This window comes from Stenotrophomonas sp. SAU14A_NAIMI4_5, from assembly GCF_003086795.1.
Taxonomy (GTDB): domain Bacteria; phylum Pseudomonadota; class Gammaproteobacteria; order Xanthomonadales; family Xanthomonadaceae; genus Stenotrophomonas.
Genome location: NZ_CP026003.1, coordinates 2,641,737 through 2,660,831 on the forward strand (window position 1 = coordinate 2,641,737; position 19,095 = coordinate 2,660,831).

16 protein-coding genes are annotated in these 19,095 nt (G+C 68.3%); 10 read left to right on the plus strand and 6 right to left on the minus strand.

Annotated elements, in window-relative coordinates; all coding sequences use genetic code 11:
* Positions 1–71 precede the first annotated feature (71 nt).
* The 8 genes from C1925_RS12325 to C1925_RS12360 all read left to right on the plus strand — a co-directional run bounded on the left by C1925_RS12325 (position 72) and on the right by C1925_RS12360 (position 7,385).
* Positions 72–845, plus strand: a complete 774-nt coding sequence (locus C1925_RS12325; RefSeq protein ID WP_108769142.1) for a YggS family pyridoxal phosphate-dependent enzyme — start codon at positions 72–74, stop codon at positions 843–845.
* Entirely contained in the window at positions 842–1,555 is a 714-nt protein-coding gene (locus tag C1925_RS12330) for a glutamine amidotransferase (protein ID WP_108769143.1), read from the plus strand. The genes C1925_RS12325 and C1925_RS12330 overlap by 4 nt, the downstream gene beginning before the upstream one ends.
* Positions 1,555–1,779: a hypothetical protein gene (locus C1925_RS12335; protein ID WP_108769144.1), complete on the plus strand. Its 225-nt coding sequence runs from the start codon at positions 1,555–1,557 to the stop codon at positions 1,777–1,779. Before C1925_RS12330 ends, C1925_RS12335 begins: the two co-directional genes overlap by 1 nt.
* Positions 1,780–1,911: 132 nt before the next feature.
* Positions 1,912–2,421, plus strand: coding sequence for an RNA polymerase sigma factor (locus C1925_RS12340; RefSeq protein ID WP_108769145.1), 510 nt, complete (start codon positions 1,912–1,914; stop codon positions 2,419–2,421).
* Positions 2,418–3,344 carry a FecR domain-containing protein gene (locus tag C1925_RS12345; protein WP_108769146.1) on the plus strand — a complete coding sequence of 309 codons (927 nt, stop codon included), beginning with the start codon at positions 2,418–2,420 and terminating at the stop codon, positions 3,342–3,344. The genes C1925_RS12340 and C1925_RS12345 overlap by 4 nt, the downstream gene beginning before the upstream one ends.
* A gap of 64 nt (positions 3,345–3,408) precedes the next feature.
* Positions 3,409–5,886, plus strand: coding sequence for a TonB-dependent receptor (locus tag C1925_RS12350; RefSeq protein WP_108769147.1), 2,478 nt, complete (start codon positions 3,409–3,411; stop codon positions 5,884–5,886).
* Entirely contained in the window at positions 5,873–6,673 is an 801-nt protein-coding gene (locus tag C1925_RS12355; protein ID WP_108769148.1) for a ChaN family lipoprotein, read from the plus strand. Before C1925_RS12350 ends, C1925_RS12355 begins: the two co-directional genes overlap by 14 nt.
* Complete coding sequence (locus C1925_RS12360; protein WP_108769149.1) at positions 6,666–7,385, plus strand: energy transducer TonB; 720 nt, start codon at positions 6,666–6,668, stop codon at positions 7,383–7,385. The genes C1925_RS12355 and C1925_RS12360 overlap by 8 nt, the downstream gene beginning before the upstream one ends.
* Before the next feature lie 61 nt (positions 7,386–7,446).
* On the opposite strand, the gene C1925_RS12365 is transcribed toward C1925_RS12360, so the two are convergent.
* The 6 genes from C1925_RS12365 to C1925_RS12390 all read right to left on the minus strand — a co-directional run bounded on the left by C1925_RS12365 (position 7,447) and on the right by C1925_RS12390 (position 15,948).
* Positions 7,447–9,735 carry an Orn/Lys/Arg decarboxylase N-terminal domain-containing protein gene (locus C1925_RS12365; protein ID WP_108769150.1) on the minus strand — a complete coding sequence of 763 codons (2,289 nt, stop codon included), beginning with the start codon at positions 9,733–9,735 and terminating at the stop codon, positions 7,447–7,449.
* 20 nt (positions 9,736–9,755) lie between these two features.
* The gene (adiC, locus tag C1925_RS12370; RefSeq protein ID WP_108769151.1) at positions 9,756–11,108 is read right to left on the minus strand and encodes an arginine/agmatine antiporter; all 1,353 of its coding nucleotides are present in this window, start codon (positions 11,106–11,108) and stop codon (positions 9,756–9,758) included.
* A gap of 79 nt (positions 11,109–11,187) precedes the next feature.
* On the minus strand, positions 11,188–12,603 hold the full coding sequence (locus tag C1925_RS12375) for a DcaP family trimeric outer membrane transporter (RefSeq protein WP_108769152.1): 1,416 nt from the start codon (positions 12,601–12,603) through the stop codon (positions 11,188–11,190).
* Between the two features lie 513 nt (positions 12,604–13,116).
* Positions 13,117–13,956 carry a thiol:disulfide interchange protein DsbG gene (dsbG, locus tag C1925_RS12380; protein ID WP_108769153.1) on the minus strand — a complete coding sequence of 280 codons (840 nt, stop codon included), beginning with the start codon at positions 13,954–13,956 and terminating at the stop codon, positions 13,117–13,119.
* Positions 13,957–13,986: 30 nt separating this feature from the next.
* The gene (locus tag C1925_RS12385; RefSeq protein ID WP_108769154.1) at positions 13,987–14,790 is read right to left on the minus strand and encodes a TlpA disulfide reductase family protein; all 804 of its coding nucleotides are present in this window, start codon (positions 14,788–14,790) and stop codon (positions 13,987–13,989) included.
* Positions 14,791–14,874: 84 nt separating this feature from the next.
* Positions 14,875–15,948 (minus strand): helix-turn-helix domain-containing protein, encoded by a 1,074-nt coding sequence (locus C1925_RS12390; RefSeq protein WP_254051318.1) that lies wholly within the window; start codon positions 15,946–15,948, stop codon positions 14,875–14,877.
* Between the two features lie 180 nt (positions 15,949–16,128).
* Between C1925_RS12390 and C1925_RS12395 the strand changes: the two genes are divergently transcribed.
* Together C1925_RS12395 and C1925_RS12400 are read left to right on the plus strand one after the other, a co-directional pair.
* Positions 16,129–16,527, plus strand: coding sequence for a heavy metal-responsive transcriptional regulator (locus tag C1925_RS12395; protein ID WP_108769155.1), 399 nt, complete (start codon positions 16,129–16,131; stop codon positions 16,525–16,527).
* A complete protein-coding gene (locus C1925_RS12400; protein WP_108769156.1) occupies positions 16,524–19,094 on the plus strand; it encodes a heavy metal translocating P-type ATPase in 2,571 nt (856 codons plus the stop codon). Before C1925_RS12395 ends, C1925_RS12400 begins: the two co-directional genes overlap by 4 nt.
* The last annotated feature ends 1 nt before the right edge of the window (position 19,095 follow it).

Below are 19,095 nucleotides of genomic sequence, written 5' to 3' on the forward strand. Positions count from 1 at the left end.
TCCTATGCCAAACTGAGCCTTGTCCTGTGCCAGTGTATCCCACCCTGGCCACCCCGCACCGGAGGTCCCCCATGCCCCTAGCCGCCGCCGACTGGCCCGTCGCCCAGTCCGTCGAACAGATCGCTGCCAACCTGGTCACCGTGCGCCAGCGCATCGCCGCTGCCTGCATGCGCGCCGGTCGCGATCCGGCCAGCGTGCGCCTGCTGCCGGTCAGCAAGACCGTCGACGAAGCGCGCATCCGCATGGCCGTGGCCGCCGGTTGCCACGAGCTGGGCGAGAACAAGGTGCAGGAAGCCCAGCGCAAGGCCGAAGCCATGGCCGACCTCGGCGTGCACTGGTCGGTCATCGGCCACCTGCAGACCAACAAGGCCCGCCATGTCGCCCGCTTCGCCAGCGAATTCCAGGCCCTGGACAGCCTGCGCGTGGCCGAGGCGCTGCAGCAGCGGCTGCAGCTGGAGGACCGTACGCTGGACGTGTTCGTGCAGGTCAACACCTCGGCCGAACCCAGCAAGTACGGCCTGGAACCGGACGCCGTCGCGGCCTTCGTGCAGCAGCTGCCCGCCTTCGACCGCCTGCGCGTGCGCGGGCTGATGACCCTGGCGATCTTCACCACCGACGTCGAACGCGTGCGCGCCTGCTTCGTGCGCCTGCGCAAACTGCGCGACCAGCTGCAGCACAGCGCACCGGCGGGCATCGACCTGTCAGAACTGTCGATGGGCATGTCCGGTGATTTCGAGATCGCCATCGAGGAAGGCGCCACCGTGGTGCGTGTCGGCCAGGCGATCTTCGGCGCGCGCGCGACGCCGGACAGCTTCTACTGGCCCAGCGCAGGGGAACCCGCATGACCACCGCTGCCGGCAAGCATGCCGTGGTGCTGCAGCACGTTGCCTTCGAAGACCTGGGCACGCTGCAGCCGCTGCTGCTCGCGCAGGGCTGGAGCCTGCAGGTCCTGCAGGCCGGCGTCGATCCGCTGGAGCCCGCCGAAGCGGCCGACCTGCTGGTGGTGCTCGGCGGCCCGATCAGCGTCAATGACACAGCGCTCTATCCGTTCCTGGCCGACAGCATCGCCCTGCTGCAACACCGCCTGCGGCAGCAGCGGCCGACGCTGGGCATCTGCCTGGGCGCGCAGCTGATGGCGCGCGCCCTGGGCGCCACGGTCGCGGCCAGTGGCGGCAAGGAAATCGGCTTCGCGCCGCTGCTGCTCACCGAAGACGGCCAGCACTCGCCGTTGCAGGCCCTGCAGGGCATCCCGGTGCTGCACTGGCATGGCGAAGCCTTCGAACTGCCCAACGGTGCGCAGCGCCTGGCCAGCACGCCGGCCTGCCGCCACCAGGCCTTTGCCATCGGCCAGCATGCCCTCGCGCTGCAATGCCATCCGGAACTGGATGCACACCAGTTCGAGCGCTGGCTGATCGGCCATACCCTCGAACTGGCCCAGGCCGGCATCGATCCCAACGACCTGCGCGCGCAGGCCCGCCGCTATGGTGCGCCGCTGGCCGCTGCAGCCAACGCCATGTTCGCGCAGTGGCTGCAGCACCTGCCGGAGAACCCCTGATGCATTACCGCCTGACCATCCATCGCCACGGCCAGTACTGGGGCCAGTTCGACTGCGAGGGCCCGGGAGCCCTGCAGCATCTGGACGCCCTCGCCGCGCGCCTGCCCGTCGAACACGGCTTCCAGCTGCAGCGCCTGAAGGGCGTGGGCGAGGAACGCATCCTCTCCAGCGGCGCCGACGGCCTGCGCGTGCTGGCGGCGCAGATCCAGTACAAGCCCCTCTGAAAACCGGCAAGCGGGGCCGCTGAGGGGCGGCCCCGAGGCTGTCATTGATGCAAATGATTCTCCTTTACTGTAAGGTGCAGCCGCTGCCCTTGCCGCCGCGGGCTGTTCCTCCACCCTGCCCCCGCCCGCCTTGTGTCCACGCCTGTCGAACAGACGGATGTCGCGCATCTGTGCGCAGCCCATTACCGGCCGCTGCATGCCCACGTCCGCCGCAAACTCCCACAACGCAGCGACGCCGATGACGTCGTCCAGGAAACCTGGCTGCGCGTCGTCAAGGTCGCGGCCAGCGGACTGCTGGGCAACGGTCGCGCCTATCTGTACCGCGTCGCCCACAACCTGATCGCCGACCACTACCGGCAGCGCGCGCGCCGCCGCGAGGACGTGCTGGACGATGCCCAGCTGCTGGCCATCGCCGACCCGGCGCCGCTGCCCGAACAACGTCTGCTCGACGCCGAACAGCTGCGCCATCTCGACGCGGTCATCGCCGCCCTGCCTGCACGTTCGCGCCAGGTGTTCCTGCTGGCGCGGGTGGAACAGAGAGGGCTGGCCGAGATCGGCCGCCTGCTCGGCATCACCCGGCAGACCGCGCACGGCCACCTGCTGCGTGCACTGGTCGCCGTGCAGCAGGTACCGCAGGCGTGAGCCACGACGCCATCGCCCAGGAGGCCGCCCGCTGGTGGCTGGACGGCCATGACGGCCACCGCGACGAGAACGCGTTCGCCCGCTGGATCGCGGCCGATCCGCGCCATGCCACGCAGTACCAGCACCTGCAGGCGCTTTGGCAGGCCGGCACGGGCCTGCCCAGCATGCAGCGGCAGCAGCAGCGTCGGCAGCGCAGGCGCCTGCGCGAAGCTGGCATCGCGGTGCTGCTGCTGTGCGCGCTGGGACTGTACAGCCGGCACGTGACCCCGCCCCCGGCACAGGTCGTACGCACGGCTGCGGGCCAGATCCGCGAGGAAACCCTGCCTGATGGCTCGCAGTTGCAGCTGGCGCCCGGCAGCGAGATCCACGTCCGCATCGATGGCAAGCGTCGCCAGCTGCAGCTGCAGCAGGGCCAGGCGTGGTTCAAGGTCGCCAGCGACGCCGCCAGGCCATTCCAGGTACACACACCGCACGGCACGGTCACCGCGCTGGGCACCGCCTTTGATGTCGCCGTCGGGGAACACGCCAGCAGGGTCGTCGTCACCGAGCACACCGTGCAGGTGGACAGTGGCCCGGGCCATGCCGAAGCCCAGCAGGGCCAGCAGATGCGCTTTGATGGTAACGGCACGACCGAGGCCACCGACATGGAAAGCGGTGCACTGGCCTGGCGCGAGCGGCGCCTGCACTGGGTCTCCGCGCCGCTGGCCACGGTCGCGCAGGGGCTGGATGCCTGGCACGGCGGCCACACCTGGATCATCGGCAGCGCACTCCGGCAGCAGCCGGTCAGCGTGCTCGGCAGTGCCGACGGCGCTGCCGAAAGCCGTGACCAGCTCGCCACGCAGCTGCACGTGCGCGTGCTGCGCCTGCCCGCTGGCATGCAGGTCTGGATGGCGCCGCACGGCGAGCCGCGCGATGCACCCTGACATCGGCCCCATCGCCGCGTCTACCCAGGTGAACGACGCCCCGCGTCATCCCCTGGAGCCTTCGATGCTGTGCCACCGCCCCTTTGTTCTTGCCCTGTCGCTGGCGTGTGCCGGCGCCCTGCCGCTGTTGCCCGCACCCGCCCGCGCACAGGCTGCGACGCGCCACTACGATCTGCCCGCGCAGCCTCTGGCCCGCGCACTGGATGCCTACAGCCGCCTCACCGGCGTGGACCTGGTGATGGCCACCGCACTCCCCGCGGGCCAGATGGCGCCCGCCCTGCAGGGTGACTTCGATGACACCCAGGCGCTGAGCCGCCTGCTGGCCGGCAGCAACCTGCGGCCGCGCTTCATCGACGCCCGCCATGCCACCCTGGAACCGGCGCCGCCCCAGCACGACGACGGCAGCCGCCGCACCGGTCCACTGCGCGTGCAGAGTGACAGCGCGCGCGGACCCGTCGCCGATACCGCTGCCAGCGCCAGCCAGTACGTCGCCCCCACCGCCGATGGCTTCACCCCTAAGGTCGGCAGCGAACGCGTGGCGATGGCCGAACGCCAGGACGGCAACAGCCTGCTGCGCTCGATGCCCGGCAGCCACAGCTTCCACTCGCGCAGCCAGCCGGGCCTGCAGGTCAACATCCGCGGCATGACCGGCGCCGGCCGGGTCAACACCATGATCGACGGCGTGACCCAGACCTTCCGCAACAACGCCGGGCATGGCTCCGGTGGCCCGTTCGCCTATGTCGATCCGTTCCTGCTGGCCGGCGTTGACGTGCAGCGCGGCGCAGTGGCCGGTGCTGACGGCGCCGGCACGCTGGCCGGCAGTGCCAACTTCCGCACGCTGGACATCGACGATCTGCTTGGCGAAGGTCGCGACTGGGGCCTGCGTGCCGGTTACCGCCACGGCAACAACGGCTACGGCGATGGCCGCACCTTTGCCGGTGCCTGGCGCCACAGCGAGGACGGTGGCGACCGCCAGTTCGGCCTGCTGGCAGCGGCCAGCAGCAGCCGCAGCGGCGAATACGCAACCGCCAACGGGCAGAAGAACAGCGCCGATCCGGCCAGCCAGCAACCCAGCAGCTGGCTGCTGAAGGCACGTCTGCAGCCCAGTGACCAGCATCGGCTGGACCTGAGCCACATGCGCTATGAAAACGACTTCTACCACAACTACCCGTGGCAGATTTCCGCGCGCAACCAACGCGCCAGCTACCACTACACGCCCTACACCCCGTGGCTGGACGTGCGCGTCACCTTCGCAGGCAACAAGACTCATCTGTACTACCCGCCCGTGGAGGATTCCAGCTTCATCGGCCGGCGCACGCACAGCAGCCTGAGCAGCTGGACCGCGGACAACACCAGCCGCTTCGAGATCGGCGCCGTGCAGGCGCGTTGGAACACCGGCATCAAGCACCAGTCGGACATCTTCGTGGCCGACACCCCCACCCTGCGCGGCGCCAACCCGCAGGGCCGCAGCCAGCTGGACAGTGTGTTCAGTACGCTGGAGCTGCAGTACGACCGCTACGCGATGACGGCCGGCCTGCGCCAGGAACGCTACGGCATCAGCGGCCAAATCCCGGTCTGTTCCGATGTGCCGGGCCAGTGTGCGGACATCGGCGGCGGCGGCATCGACGTGCGCCGCACCCAGCATGCGCTCAGCCCGAACCTTGCATTCTCGGTGCAGGCCACCGATTGGCTGCAGTTGTTCGTCGAAGCCTCGCGCACCTCGCGCGCGCCGCGGGTGCAGGAAATGTTCTTCGAGAAGATCCCGCTGGAAGGCATGAGCGACGCCGATGGCGTGGGCGCCAATCCGTTCCTGAGGCGCGAGCGTTCACGCAACCTGCAGTTCGGCGCCAACCTCAGTACCGACTCTCTGCTGGTCGACGGCGATCTGGCCCAGCTGCGGGTGACCCGCTTCGACAACCGCATCCGCGATTACATCAAGCCGCAGTACCTGCTGGTGGTGCACCCGCCGGAAGTGGCGCCGCTGGTGGTGGCCATCGACAGCGACGAGCAGCTGAGTGCCTGGACCGACGTGCTCGATGCCGATGACTTCACCACCACCACCCGCTGGATGAACCAGCCCGGCATCGTGCGCATGCGTGGCATCGAACTGGAAGCCAACTACAGCAGCGAGCACTACCACGCCACGCTGAGCTGGACCCGCTCGCATACCAGCGCGCCCACCATCGAATACGTCAACCTGGAAGACATCACCGCCCTGCCCGACCGCTACTGGACGCTGGATGTGGGTGGCAGCTGGTGGCAGCAGCGCGTGCAGGCCGGCGTGCGCTCCGAATACTCCGGCCCCACCGAGGAAGGCTACGACTTCTTCCAGACCCGCAAGACCGGCGGCACCGGCGTGCTGCTGGACTTCTACGCCAGCTTCAAGCCGCAGCCCAACACCACGCTGTGGTTGAACATCGAAAACCTGAAGAACAAAGCCTATGACAACAATGCCTCGATCGACAGCATCTTCAGCCCGATCCTGGACCGCGGCAACGGCCGTGGCCGGACGGTCTCGATGGGCGTCAATGTGGCGTTCTGAGCGCCGCTGGCTGCTGCTGTGCCTGCTCGCGTTGGCGGGCATCGCCGGCGCGCAGCCGATGCCGGGCAGCGTCATCGACCTGGCCACGGGCGAGGCGCTGGATGAAGCCGGCTTCGTCCAGCGCGTGGCCACGGCGCAGCGCGTACTGCTGGGCGAACGTCACGATGTTGAGGCCGACCATGCTGCCCAGCGCTGGCTGCTGGCGGCCCTGCAGAAACAGCGCCCGCAGGGCGCCCTGGTGCTGGAGATGATCGCGCAGGAACGCCAGGCGCGCCTGCAGCGCGTGCAGCACTGGTTGGCCAAGGGCAACCGGGCCGACGGCACTCGCCTGCAGGAACTGCTGGGCTGGGACCCGCGCTGGCCCTGGCAGGCCTATGGCGGACTGGTGCAGGACGCCGCTGCCGCCGGCATTGCACTGCACGGCGGCAACCTGTCGCGCGCCGAAGTCGATACCCTGCTGGCTTCGATGGGCCCGGTCACCTTCCCGGTGGCCGATGCGCGGCAGCGGCTGTCGGCGGTCGTGCTCGCCCAGCATGCCGGCGCTGCGCCGATGCTGGAGGGCATGCTGGCCGTGCAGCACGCGCGCGACACGCGCATGGCCGGGGTGCTTGCTACCGCGCCTGCACCGGCCCTGCTGGTCGCCGGGCGCTGGCACGCACTGCGCGGCACCGGCGTGCCCGGCTATCTGCCGCCCACCACGCCGGCACTGGTGATCGCCCTGGCTGCGCCCGGTGAAGCGGTCGATGGGCGCGATGCCGACCTGCTGTGGGTCGCCGGCGATGAGTGAGCGCCGCCGCCACTGGCTGGCCATCGCCATCAGCACCGGCCTGCATCTGCTGCCGCTGCTGTTGCTGGTGCACTGGGTGGCGGCACCGCCGCCCCTGCCGCCGCCGGAACAGGACATGCGCATCAGCCTGCGCCTGCTGGCCCCGGCCGCACCACCGCAGCCGGTGGAGGAACGTCACGCCGATACGCCGCGCCCGGCGCAGCAGGCCAGCGCACCGCAGCCGAGCAAGGCGCCACCGCCGCCGTTGCCCACGGCAGCGCGCGAGGGCGAACGGGCCGCCAGCGAAACCGGCGGCACCGGCCGCCAACCGCTGCTGGTTGCCCCGCCTGCGGCCGCGACCAACGCAGCACCGTCCATCGCCTCGGTCGCTGCGGCACCGCCCACGCCGGATGCGCCGCCTGCAGACCAGCAGGCCGGCGCGGTCAGTGACCAGTGGGAAGCCCGCCTGATGGCACGCCTGCAGCGCTACCGCTTCTACCCGGCCGCCGCGCGCGCGCGACGGCAGCAGGGCACCGCGTGGGTGCGGGTCAGCCTGGATCGCGAAGGCCGCCTGCTCGCACTGCGGCTGGAGCAGTCCAGCGGCCAGGCGCTGCTGGATGAAGCCGCGTTGCAGACCTTCCGCCGCGCACAGCCGCTGCCGCCCATTCCCGATGAAATGAGCGCGCCACAGGAACTGGTCGTGCCGGTGGAGTACTACCTGCACCAGGCATAGCGCTCGACTGCCGTAAAAAGCAGTCGAGCATGGCTCGACTCTACCCGGCGGCGAAGGCCGCTCAGGCCTTCAGCACCTCCACCCGGTAAGACACGCCATTGCCGTCGTGCTCGATGATCAAGCCGTGCACATCCGACTCGAAGCCCGGGAACCGCGCGTTCTGCTCACGGGCAATCCGCAGTGACTGGATGATCGGCTCATCGCTGGCGCCAAAGCGTTCACCCGGCATGATGGTCGGAATGCCCGGCGGGTACGGCACCAGCATCGTCGCGGCGATACGGCCGCTGATCTCCTCGATATCAACCCGCTCGATCTCGCCCTTCACCAGGTGGTTGTAGGCATCGGCCGGGGTCATCACCGGGGCCGGCAGGTCCACGTACATCTCGCGCATCACCTTGGCCACCGCGAATTCCTGGTTGAACGCGTGCAGCGCATCGCACAGGTCGCGCAGGCCCCAGCCGGCATAGGCCACCGGATAGTCGGCGGCCAGCGTCGGCAGTGCCTGGCTCAGCGGCGCGTTGCGGTCATACAGTTCCTTGAACGCCATCAGCTCGGCCACCAGGGTGCTCCACTTGCCCTTGGTGATACCCATCGAGAACAGGAACAGCACCGAGTACAGGTTGGTCTTCTCCACCGTGATGCCGCGGCTCCACAGGAACTTGCTCAGCACCGCCGCGGGAATTCCCAGCTGGCCCATGCTGCCGTCCATCGACAGGCCCGGGGTCAGCAGGGTCACCTTGATCGGGTCGATCAGCACGTAATCGTCGACCAGGTTCTCGAAGCCGTGCCAGTGGCCATCGGGCTGCAGGTACCACTCCTCGCGCTTGGCCACCAGCGGGGCCGGCGAATCGCCCTTGCCCAGGCTGCGCTCGACCTGGGTCGGCTGCCACACGCTGAACCACCAGTCGTCGCGCCCCAGGTCGTCGCGCACGTGCAGCATCGCGCGGCGGAAGGCGATCGCTTCGTCATGCATCTCCTGCACCAGCGAACGGCCGGCATCGCCCTCCATCATCTTCGAGGCCACGTCGCAGGCCGCGATCACCCCGTAATGCGGGCTGGTCGAGGTGTGCATCATGAACGACTCGTTGAAACGCTCGGCATCCAGGTTGCGCTGTGCGGAATTGCGCACGTGGATCATCGACGCCTGCGAGAACGCCGCCAGCAGCTTGTGGGTCGAATGGGTGGTGAAGATGATCGCGTCCTGCTCGCGCGGCTTGCCCTTGGCCATGCCGTAATGGTTCTCGTAGAACGGATGGAACGCCGCGTAGGCGTACCAGGCTTCATCGAAGTGCAGGAAATCCACCGCACTGCCGATCTCGCCGGCGATCTTCTCGGCGTTGTAGCACAGGCCGTCATAGGTGGAGTTGGTGACCACGGCAATGCGCGGCTTGGAACCGGCCTTGTAGGCCTGGTTGGCCAGCGGGTTGGCGGCGATGCGCTGCTGCAGGGCCTCGGGGGTGAACTGGTCCAGGCTGATCGGGCCGATGATGCCGTGCGCGTTGCGGCTGGGGGTGAAGTACACCGGCACCGCACCGGTCATGATCAGCGCATGCAGCAGCGATTTGTGGCAGTTGCGGTCGACGAAGACCACGTCGCCGCGGGCCACCGTGCCGTGCCAGACGATCTTGTTGGCGGTTGACGTGCCGTTGGTGACGAAGAAGGTGTGGTCGGCGCCGAAGTTGCGCGCCGCCTCTTCCTCGGCATCCTTGATCGGGCCGGTATGGTCGAGCAGCGAACCCAGTTCCGGCACCGAGATCGACAGGTCGCTGCGCAGGGTGTTCTCACCGTAGAACTGGTGGAAGGCGCGGCCGACCGGGGACTTGGTGAAGGCCACGCCGCCGGCGTGGCCCGGCGTATGCCAGGAATAGTTCGATTCGGCCGCGTGACGGATCAGCGCCTTGAAGAATGGCGGCAGCAGGTTCTTCATGTAGTCTTCGGCCGCGCGCATCACCTGCCGCGCGATGAAGCTCTTGGTGTCTTCGAACAGGAAGATGAAACCGTGGATGTGCTTGAGCAGCTTGCTCGGCACCTTCTCGATGGTGCGCCGCTCGCCGTACAGGAACACCGGCAGGTTGGCGCGGCGCGCGCTCTGTTCGCGCAGGAACGCGGTCAGCCGCTGGAACTCGCCATCCACTTCCTCGCTGCCGTCGATGGAGATCAGCACCGCCGACGCAGCCACGTAGGTACGTGCGCCCGCACGCGCATCATCCAGGTTCAGCCCGCACAGCACGCGCTGGTCGTTGCCGCGCAGCTCCTCCACCAGCGCGCGGATCAGGATGCCGCCGATGTGCGGCGACTCGTAGTCGTTGTCGATGACAATGACCGGGTAATCCAGGGACTTGAAGTACACGTTGTTTCTCCTTGTCGAACTCAGGAACGCTGGGCGCCGGCACCGATGGCCGATGCATCACGGGCGCGCTGCCGCTGCTGGCGGCGCTCCTCGCTGAAGAAGGGATAGAACACGGTGATGAACAGCACGAACAGGAAGGCGTACTGCACGATGCTTCCCGACGAACCGTAGATCGCCCACAGGCAGTACACGACCGTCAGGCTGGTCAGGGTCCAGAACGCACCGGTATGCACCAGCGTGTGCGAGCGCTCGACCACGAAGTAGCAGGCCACGCACGAATAGATGTACGGCAGCAGGGTCAGCACCACGGCGGCGGAGGTGATCACATCGAACTGCGCCGACGCGGTCTCGGAGGTCGAGGTGACCAGCACCGCCAGGGTCATCAGCACGGCCACGATCAGCACGCCCTTGACCGGCACATCATCCTTGTTGGTCTTGCTGAAAATGCTCGGGAACAGGCCGTCATCGGAAGCGGCCTTGGCGCTCTGCGCGGTCAGCAGGATCCAGCCGCCCAGCGAACCGGCCGCGCCAACGAAGGCGCACAGGCTGACCACTGCACCGCCCCAGCCGCCGACGGCCTTGGCCGCGGCCAGCGCGAACGGTGCATCGGAGACCTGCAGTTCCGCGTTCGGCACCATGCCCATGATCACTGACGAGCTGGCGATGTAGGCGATGGCCGCCAGGAACACGCCGGCCAGGGTGGCCCGGGCCACGTTCTTTTCCGGGTTCTCGACCACGCCGGCGGTCACCGAGGCCGACTCGACGCCGATGAAGGCCCACAGGGTCAGTGCCGCTGCGCTGGAGATCGCACCGAAGTTCGATTCGCCGGACACGTTGTACGCGCCCTTGAAGATCTCTGCGTCGAAGAAGAACCAGCCGAAGATGGCGATGCCCAGGATCGGCACCAGCGCGAAGCTGGTGGTGACCGTCTGAACCCGGCTGACGAACGCCGGGCCGATCATGTTGGCGAAGCTCAGCGCCCATACCAGCACCAGCACCGCGGCGCAGCGCACCAGCGGTTGCGAGAGGATCGGGAAGAAGTAGCTGAAGTAGCCCACCGCCGCGATCGGGATGGCAACGTTGCCGATCCAGTTGGCAAACCAGTAGATGGTGTTGGTCTGGAAGCCCATGTAGGGCCCGAACCAGTCACGCGCATAGGCGTAGGGGCCGCCGGCCTTGGGCGCCAGCTTGCCCAGCTTGGCGAACACGAAGGCCAGCAGCAACGCGCCTGCCGTGGTGATCAGCCAGCCCCAGATCGAGGCGGTGCCGATCTTGGCCAGGCTGGAGGGCAACAGGAACACACCGGAACCCATCATGTTGCCGGCGACGAGGAAGGTGGCTCCGACCACCCCGATCTTTTTTGCTTCTGCCATGGCACTCTCCTGAAACTGGCATTGGCCCGGCAGCACCGGGCATGGGGACTGGCTGCGCTGGCGCTGGGTCCGCTGGCGGCTATCTGATGAAGTTGTATTGCAGGCTGCCCTGCACCCGGACCGTGTCGCCGCGCGCGCCGCCCTGCTGTTCCAGGCGGCCGTACAGCAGCTCCATGCCCATCGTCCACGACGTGGCCGGGCTCCAGATCAGGTTGAACACGCCGTAGCGGCTCTCGCGGAACGCATCGGCGGCCAGGGCGCTGTTCCGCTCCAGGGTCAGCTGGCCGAAGATCAGGTTCGAACGCCACAGCTCGGACCAGTAGTGGGTGTAGCCGACGAAGCCGCCGTGCAGGTCCAGCGCATCGAGCCGCCCGTTGGCATCGACCACCGCATCCAGCCCGGAACCGGTGAGGTCGGCGGTATAGCGGCTCAGGCCGCGCCCGCCCAGCGCACCGAACAACAGAAGGTCGCGCTCGCCCACCGCGGCCGAGCCGCTCAGCTGCAGGCCGCCGCCCATGCGCCTCTCGCGCTCGCCATCACCGTCATAGGCCAGGCTGCGGGCCACCGCGCCCAGCTGCAGATGGCCCCAGTCGCGTTCCATGCGGGCGATGACGCTGACGTCGGGCAGACGGTTGGCGGCCGCCCGCGTCTCGCTGGCGCCGGCCAGTTCGGTGTCCGGATCCTCGGCGGCCAGGGTCAGCGTGTTGCCCTTGCCCATCGCAAAGCTGTGGTGGATGCCGGCCACCAGCAGGTAGCCCGCGCCGCCCGGCCCGGCAAAGTCCAGGGTGTCGGGCAGGCTGTCGGCATCCATGAAGCTGGAATAGCCGTAACCGGCATAGGTATTGCCGAGCTGGCCATAGGCGTGGCGCAGGCGGAACTGGTAGCCGTCACTGCTGCCGAAGAAGTCGTTTTCCAGGTAGAAACGCAGGTTGCCGTGCGTGGTCGGCCGCCGCGCCTCGAAGCTGAAACGGGTCTGCTTGGCGTGAATGTTGAAGTTGGACACGTCGCGGTGGCTGCCGCCCACCGGTATCGACGAGGGAATGAACTGGTCCTCGTCGCCAGCCGCGCGTGAATCGGCGATGGCATCGAGCTTGGCATAGCCACCGATGCGGATGACCGTGTCGGTGCCGGGTATGGCGAAGAAGCCCTTCAGGTCGGGATCGGTCGGGCCTGCAGCGCTGTCCGGTCGCGATGCAGCGGTGGACGGATCGGCCACCGATTCGCGCTGTGGCAGCACCGGCGGCGCCACACCGGGCACCTGGGTGGGATGCAGCACGGCCGTCGCTGCTGGCGTGGCTGCTGCCGCCACCGGCGTCGGCGCGGCGGCACTGGCATCGCGCTGCTCGAGGCGGTCCAGGCGTTGCTGCATGCCCTCCAGCGCCTGGCGCAGGGTCGCGATCTCGCGCCGCAGTGCCTGCGCGTCCTCCTCCTCGGCACGGGCCGGCGTTGCCACCAACGCTGCCATGCACGCAAGACTCAGTACTGCCAAGCGCATTGCATCCTCCCTGGACGAACACCTGCCATGCACTGCCGGGCGCGACGCGTGCGCCATCCCGACAGCGACCTGCCGTTGCTGGGTTGCGGAGTACTGCGTCGGTGCCCGCGGGCAGCCTGCGCGCTGCAGGCAACAGGACGATGACATCGCCCTGTCGTTGCCGTGGGTAGCTCGACTGAGGCTGCGCTGCCAACGAGGTGGCGACCGCAGGCGTCTGGGTAACAACCCCGAAGTGAGGGTGTCGTGAATGACGCATCACGGATCGCCCTCGTGAGGGCGATGTGTGGCGCTGTCCCTGTCGCAGTGACGCTGTATTCCATGCGTCAAGGCTAGCCAGGCTGTCGTTTTCAGCCTTGATTGCGATCAAGCCGCAATGCTTGATCTCAGTCACTGTTCAGAAGTGATGCCGCGCCGCCGACTGCGCAGGCCTGAAGCGCTGCACTGTCGCAGAATGCAACAGGCCCGCATGTCGCCATGCGGGCCTGTGTCGTTGATGACGGAGCGAAGCCGACGTCAGCGCGGGCCAAGCACCTTCAGCAGGTCATCGCCCTGCGGCAGGCCGGCGCGTCGCTCGACGTTGCCGTGTTCATCCTGGAACAGGATGCCCGGCGTGCCCTGGAAGCCCATCTCGACCATCAGTACCTGGTTGGCGTCGAGCTTGCCGGCGACCTCGCGGCTGATGCCCGGCAGCGGCTTGATGCCACCGCGGTCGAACTGGTGCTCGTTCTCCATCAGGGCCGCACTGGGATCACGTGCGGACAGGATCGCCGCCGCCTTGGCCGGGCTGTCCTCACGGATCACGCCCACCATGATGTGACGCAGCTGCACCTTGCCTGCATCAACCCAGGGACGCGCTGCCTCCCAGAACTTGTGGCAATACGGGCAATTTGCGTCACTGAAGGTGTAGACCACGCGGGGGGCGTCGGCCTTGCCGTCACGGACCCAGGCACTGGATTCAAGCTTGGACCACATCTTCGCCGACATCGGCGCGGCCACGAGCTTTTCCACGGCCTCGGCCGCCACGTCGTTGCCTTCGGCATCGAACAGGCTGCCCACCAGCACGTGCTTGCCATCGGCAGTGACGTAGGCGGCAGCCGGCTGCTGGCCGCCCACCACGCCAGCAAAGCCGCGCAGGCCACCCGGCGCATCGAATTCGGACACCACTTCGAAGCCATGCTTCTCGATGCCCTTCAGCACGGCAGGAACGTTGCCCTTGCCGGCGGCCGGGGCCGCAGCAGCAGTGCTGGCAGGCGCCTTGCCGGGCGGGGTCTGGGCCTGGCTGCAGGCGGTCATCGCCAGCAGCACAGGCAGGATCAGGACCGCAGGCGCGGTGCGCAGGGAAATCGACAGCATGGGAACTCCGAAAGAAAATGCCCGCGCAGGCTACCGCAGCCCGCGCAGTTTGTGTTCAAGACCGGCCTGGGTCAGTTCACCCAGATGCAGTTCCTGCAGCCGCCCCTGCGCATCGAAGAACAGGGTGGAGGGATAGGCGCGCACGCCCAGCGCGGTCGATGCAGCGGCAGGTTCGTCCAGCAGTACGTTGCGCAGTACAAGCCGTTCCGCGTCCAGGAACTGTTGGACCTCCGCCTGCTGTTCGCCCTGGTTGAGGAAGACGAACTGCAGCTCGGGGTGCGCCTGCTGCGCTTTGGCCAGAACCGGCATTTCGCGCCGGCACGGGCCACACCAGCTCGCCCAGAGATTGAGCACCAGCGGCGTGCCGTGGAACTGGGCCAGATCCAGTGGCTGGCCCTGCAGGTCGACCACCTGCACCGCTGGCAGCGGCAATGTGTTGGCCTGCCACTGGGCAAGGCCGTAGCTGCCTGCGCCCCACAGCAGTACGCCTGCCAGGGCGCTGCACAGCACCGGTACACGCAGCGAAGGATGACGCCGCAGGCTCCAGACGCCCCAGCCCAGTGCCGCAGCCACCACCACGGCCACATGATAGCCGCCATCGGCAATCTGCAACATGCTCCAGGGCGCGTCACGATAGAAGGCGAAGTTGGCGGCAATAAACGACACGCGGCCGCAGAGCAGGCCCACCAGCAGCATGTCCAGCACCCGGCCCGCGCCCGAGGGGCGAGGTGTCACGGGTTCGCGCGACGGCCAGAGCCGCGCGAGGCCCATCGCCAGCAGCAGACAGATCAGGATCACCACTACCGGCATCGGCACCGGCCCCACACTCGCCATTACATCACCTGCACCACATTCCAGAATCCTGCATGGTCGGAACGCCGCGCCCGCGTTGCAAGCGCGGCGTCCTTCCTGGGGTTGTCAGGCCGCGTCCAGCCGCGAGTCCGCAACCGGTACCACCGGCACGGCCCGCGATGCCATCGCTGCCGGTGCCGGTGCCGGCAACGCGCGCTCACGCCGCTTGCAGTTCACGTGCCGCCGGTAATTGGCCGGCGTCATGCCGACGATGCGCAGGAACAGGCGACGGAACGCGCTCTGGTCCGCATAGCCCACGCCCCAGGCTACTTCGTCGATGCTGGCGCCCTGCTGCAGCAGGGTCTGCGCCTTGGCCACGCGCAGCCGCTGGCAGTACTCGATGGGGCGCAGCCCGGTGGCTTTCAGGAAGCGCCGCTGCAGCGTCCGCGGCTCAAGACCGGAGACCTCGCAGATGGCCGGCAGCGTCGCCCCGCGTGCAGACGTGGTGTGCAGCCAGCGCTGGGCCTTGAGCACATCACGATCGCCGTGGGCGAAGTTGGCACTGAACCGCTCCAGGTCCTGCTGCACGCCCGCCGGTACGACGATGCCCAGCTGCTGTGCGACCGCGCTGGCCACGCCCTGCCCGTGCAGGCGATACAGCAGGCGCAGGCCCAGGTAACGCCATGCCTGCGGACCGGCCACGGTGAGCAGGTCGCCGTCATCCACCAGCGCTCGTTCGCTTGGGGCCCAGCTGGCGGCCTGACCCTGCAGGCCCGGATGGCGCCGCAGATCGGGGCCCGACACGGTGCGCCCGGCCAGCAGGCCCGCCCGTGCCAGCACACCGACGCCGTCGGCTGCCGCGGCCAACAGGCTGCCACCGTCGTAATGCGCACGCAGCCAGTCCAGCAGGACTTCCTCGGCGCGCACCGAGACCACCGGACTGACCTGGCCCGGCAGGGCAATCACGGCAGGAATCGCCGCATCCAGCATTTCCGCACCAGCGATGCGGTTCACACCACGGTTGCTGGCCGGCACGATCCAGCGGGTGACCAGCACGCGGGCACTGGGGCGCCGCTGCTGCTGGGCCAGGCGATTGGCCACGTGGGCCATTTCAGCCAATACCGAAGCTGCAGATGGATCTCCCCCCGGATACTCCACCACGGCAACCTCGACGAAACCGTCGTTGTTCAGTCCCTCCACGCTCCCCTCCTCCATTCGTTCAGGCCGTCGAGCGGCCGGTTCAGGCGAAGGGTAGGAAGTGCCGCAACGGCAGGGCTATGAAGAAAGTTGCAAAGTGCGCTGAATGGGGGAAACCCACAAACCCTTGACTCTTGACCAGACTCCAGGGTTGACAATGGCGACATCCACCAGGAGTGCGCCATGAATATTGGACAGCTGGCCCGCGAGGCCGGGGTGCCGATCGACACCGTCCGCTACTACGAACGCCAGCAGCTGCTGCCCACCGCGGCACGCTCGGCCGGCGGCTACCGCATCTTCGGCGAGCAGGACCTGCGCCGGCTGCGGTTCATCCGCCGGGCCAAGGGGCTGGGTTTCAGCCTGGAGGAAATCGCCGAGCTGCTGGCACTGAGCGACCGCCACCAGCAGGACATGGCCAGCGTGCGCGATACGGCACAGGCGCGCCTGCTCGACATCGAGCAGCGCATGGCCGAACTGCAGCGCATGCATGCCGCACTGGCACAGCTGGTGGACGCCTGCCCCGGCCATGGTGCGCTGGAACAGTGCCCCATCCTCGCCGCACTGACCGAGGACAATGCATGAACACCGGACATTCCCATCACGGCCACGGCCCGTCGCCCACTGCAGGCGGCTGCTGTGGCCGCGCGAAGAACGCGCCAGCCACGGTGAAGGATCCGGTCTGCGGCATGGACGTGGACCCGGCCCGCAGCCCCCACCACGCGGAACACGCTGGAAAGCAGTGGCACTTCTGCTCGGCACGCTGCCGCGAGCGCTTCATCGCCACGCCCAGCGCCTTCGATGGCAGCACGCCGAAGGCCACCGGCAGCTGCTGCGGCGGGCACAAGCCAGCGGCCGGCACCGCCACGGTGAAGGACCTGGTCTGCGGCATGGACGTCGACCCGGCCAGCACCGCGCACCACACCCATCACCAGGGCCAGGACTACCACTTCTGCAGTGGCGGCTGCCGGCAGAAATTCATCGCCGATCCGCAGCGTTACCTCGACCCCTCGTCCTACGTCGCCCCCGAGGTGCCCGCGGGCACGCTCTACACCTGCCCGATGGACCCGGAAATCGTGCAGGAAGGCCCCGGCACCTGCCCGATCTGCGGCATGGCGCTGGAACCGATGATGCCCAGCCTGGACGACGGCGAGAATCCGGAACTGACCGACTTCCGCCGCCGCTTCTGGGTGTCGCTGCCGCTGAGCGTGGCGACCATGGCGCTGGCGATGCTGGCGATGACGCCGCTGCTGCATGCTTTGTCGCCGACGCTGCGGGTGTGGATCGAGGGCGCGCTGGCCACGCCGGTGGTGTTGTGGGCAGGCTGGCCGTTCCTCGAGCGCTGGGCGCAGTCGATCCGCAACCGCAGCCCCAACATGTGGACGCTGATCGGCACCGGCGTCATTGCCGCCTACGGCTACAGCGTGGTGGCCACGGTCGCACCGGGCGTGTTCCCGCCCTCGTTCCAGCAGCACGGCCACGTCGGCGTGTACTTCGAAGCGGCGGCGGTGATCATCTCGCTCACCCTGCTCGGCCAGTTGATGGAGCTGCGTGCGCGGGCCAAGACTTCGGCAGCGATCAAGGCCCTGCTGGGCCTGGCACCGAAGACCGCGCGGCGCATCGACGCCGATGGCAGCGAGCATGACGTCGAACTGGCGCGGGTGAAGGCCGGCGACCGCCTGCGGGTGCGCCCCGGCGAGAAAGTGCCGGTGGACGGCCGCGTGCTGGAGGGCCGTTCCTCATTGGACGAATCGATGCTGACCGGCGAACCGGTACCGGTGACCAAGCAGGCGGGCGACAGCGTGATCGGCGCGACCCTGAATGGTTCCGGCGCACTGGTGATCGAAGCCGAGCGCGTGGGCGATGACAGCATGCTGGCGCAGATCGTGCAGCTGGTGGCGCAGGCGCAGCGTTCGCGCGCACCGATGCAGCGCATGGCCGACAAGGTGGCGTACTGGTTCGTGCTGGCGGTGCTGGCCGTGGCCGCGCTGGCGCTGTTCGGCTGGGGCCTGTTCGGACCGGAGCCGTCATGGACGCATGGCGTGCTGAGCGCGGTGGCGGTACTGATCATCGCCTGCCCCTGTGCGCTCGGGTTGGCCACGCCGATGTCGATCATGGTGGCCACTGGCCGCGCCGCGCAGCATGGCGTGCTGTTCCGCGATGCCGAAGCCATCGAAGCACTCGGCAAGGTCGATACGCTGGTGATCGACAAGACCGGCACGCTCACCGAGGGCCGCCCGGCATTCGATGCCGTGCATGCCTCCGCGGGATTCGAAGACACCCAGGTGCTGCAGTGGGCGGCCAGCCTCGACCAGGGCAGCGAACATCCGCTGGCCGATGCCATCGTTGCCGAAGCGCGCACGCGCGGCCTGCCGCTGCTGGCGGTGGAGGATTTCGATTCGATCACCGGCCTGGGCGTGCGTGGCCGCGTCGACGGCCGCGCGATGTGGCTGGGCAATACCGCGCTGATGGCCGGGCAATCGGTACAGGTGGCCGCCGTGCAGGAACAGGCCGATGCGCTGCGCCGTCGTGGTGCCAGCGTGATGTACTTGGCGGTGGACGGGCAGCTTGCCGGTCTGTTGTCCGTGGCCGATCCAATCAAGTCGACCACCGCCGAGGCCATCGCCGCGCTGCACCGCGATGGGCTGCGCATCATCATGGCCACCGGTGATGGCCTGCTGACCGCGCAGGCCGTGGCGTCCACCCTCGGCCTGGACGAGGTACACGGCGAGAGTCGTCCCGCCGACAAGGCCGCACTGGTTCAGCAGCTGCAGGCACAAGGGCGCGTGGTGGCGATGGCCGGTGATGGCATCAACGATGCACCGGCTCTGGCCAGCGCCAACGTCGGCATCGCCATGGGCACCGGCACTGACGTGGCGATGTCCAGCGCACAGGTCACGCTGGTGAAGGGTGATCTGCGCGGCATCCTGCGTGCGCGCCAGTTGTCGCGTGCAGCCGTGCGCAACATGCGGCAGAACCTCGGCTTCGCCTTCCTCTACAACGGGCTGGGCATTCCGGTCGCGGCCGGCGTGCTGGTGCCATGGGGCATTTCGTTGTCGCCGATGCTCGCTGCGGTGGCGATGAGCCTCAGTTCGGTATCGGTCATCAGCAACGCGTTGCGCCTGCGCGCGCAGCGTCTGCCTGGCGGCTGAC

Coding starts and splice junctions, on each gene's coding strand:
- C1925_RS12325 (WP_108769142.1), top strand. CDS start 72: ATGCCCCTAGCCGCCGCCGACTGGCCCGTCGCCCAGTCCGTCGAACAG.
- C1925_RS12330 (WP_108769143.1), top strand. CDS start 842: ATGACCACCGCTGCCGGCAAGCATGCCGTGGTGCTGCAGCACGTTGCC.
- C1925_RS12335 (WP_108769144.1), top strand. CDS start 1,555: ATGCATTACCGCCTGACCATCCATCGCCACGGCCAGTACTGGGGCCAG.
- C1925_RS12350 (WP_108769147.1), top strand. CDS start 3,409: ATGCTGTGCCACCGCCCCTTTGTTCTTGCCCTGTCGCTGGCGTGTGCC.
- C1925_RS12355 (WP_108769148.1), top strand. CDS start 5,873: ATGTGGCGTTCTGAGCGCCGCTGGCTGCTGCTGTGCCTGCTCGCGTTG.
- C1925_RS12360 (WP_108769149.1), top strand. CDS start 6,666: ATGAGTGAGCGCCGCCGCCACTGGCTGGCCATCGCCATCAGCACCGGC.
- adiC (WP_108769151.1), bottom strand. CDS start 11,108: ATGGCAGAAGCAAAAAAGATCGGGGTGGTCGGAGCCACCTTCCTCGTC.
- C1925_RS12375 (WP_108769152.1), bottom strand. CDS start 12,603: ATGCGCTTGGCAGTACTGAGTCTTGCGTGCATGGCAGCGTTGGTGGCA.
- dsbG (WP_108769153.1), bottom strand. CDS start 13,956: ATGCTGTCGATTTCCCTGCGCACCGCGCCTGCGGTCCTGATCCTGCCT.
- C1925_RS12385 (WP_108769154.1), bottom strand. CDS start 14,790: ATGGCGAGTGTGGGGCCGGTGCCGATGCCGGTAGTGGTGATCCTGATC.
- C1925_RS12395 (WP_108769155.1), top strand. CDS start 16,129: ATGAATATTGGACAGCTGGCCCGCGAGGCCGGGGTGCCGATCGACACC.
- C1925_RS12400 (WP_108769156.1), top strand. CDS start 16,524: ATGAACACCGGACATTCCCATCACGGCCACGGCCCGTCGCCCACTGCA.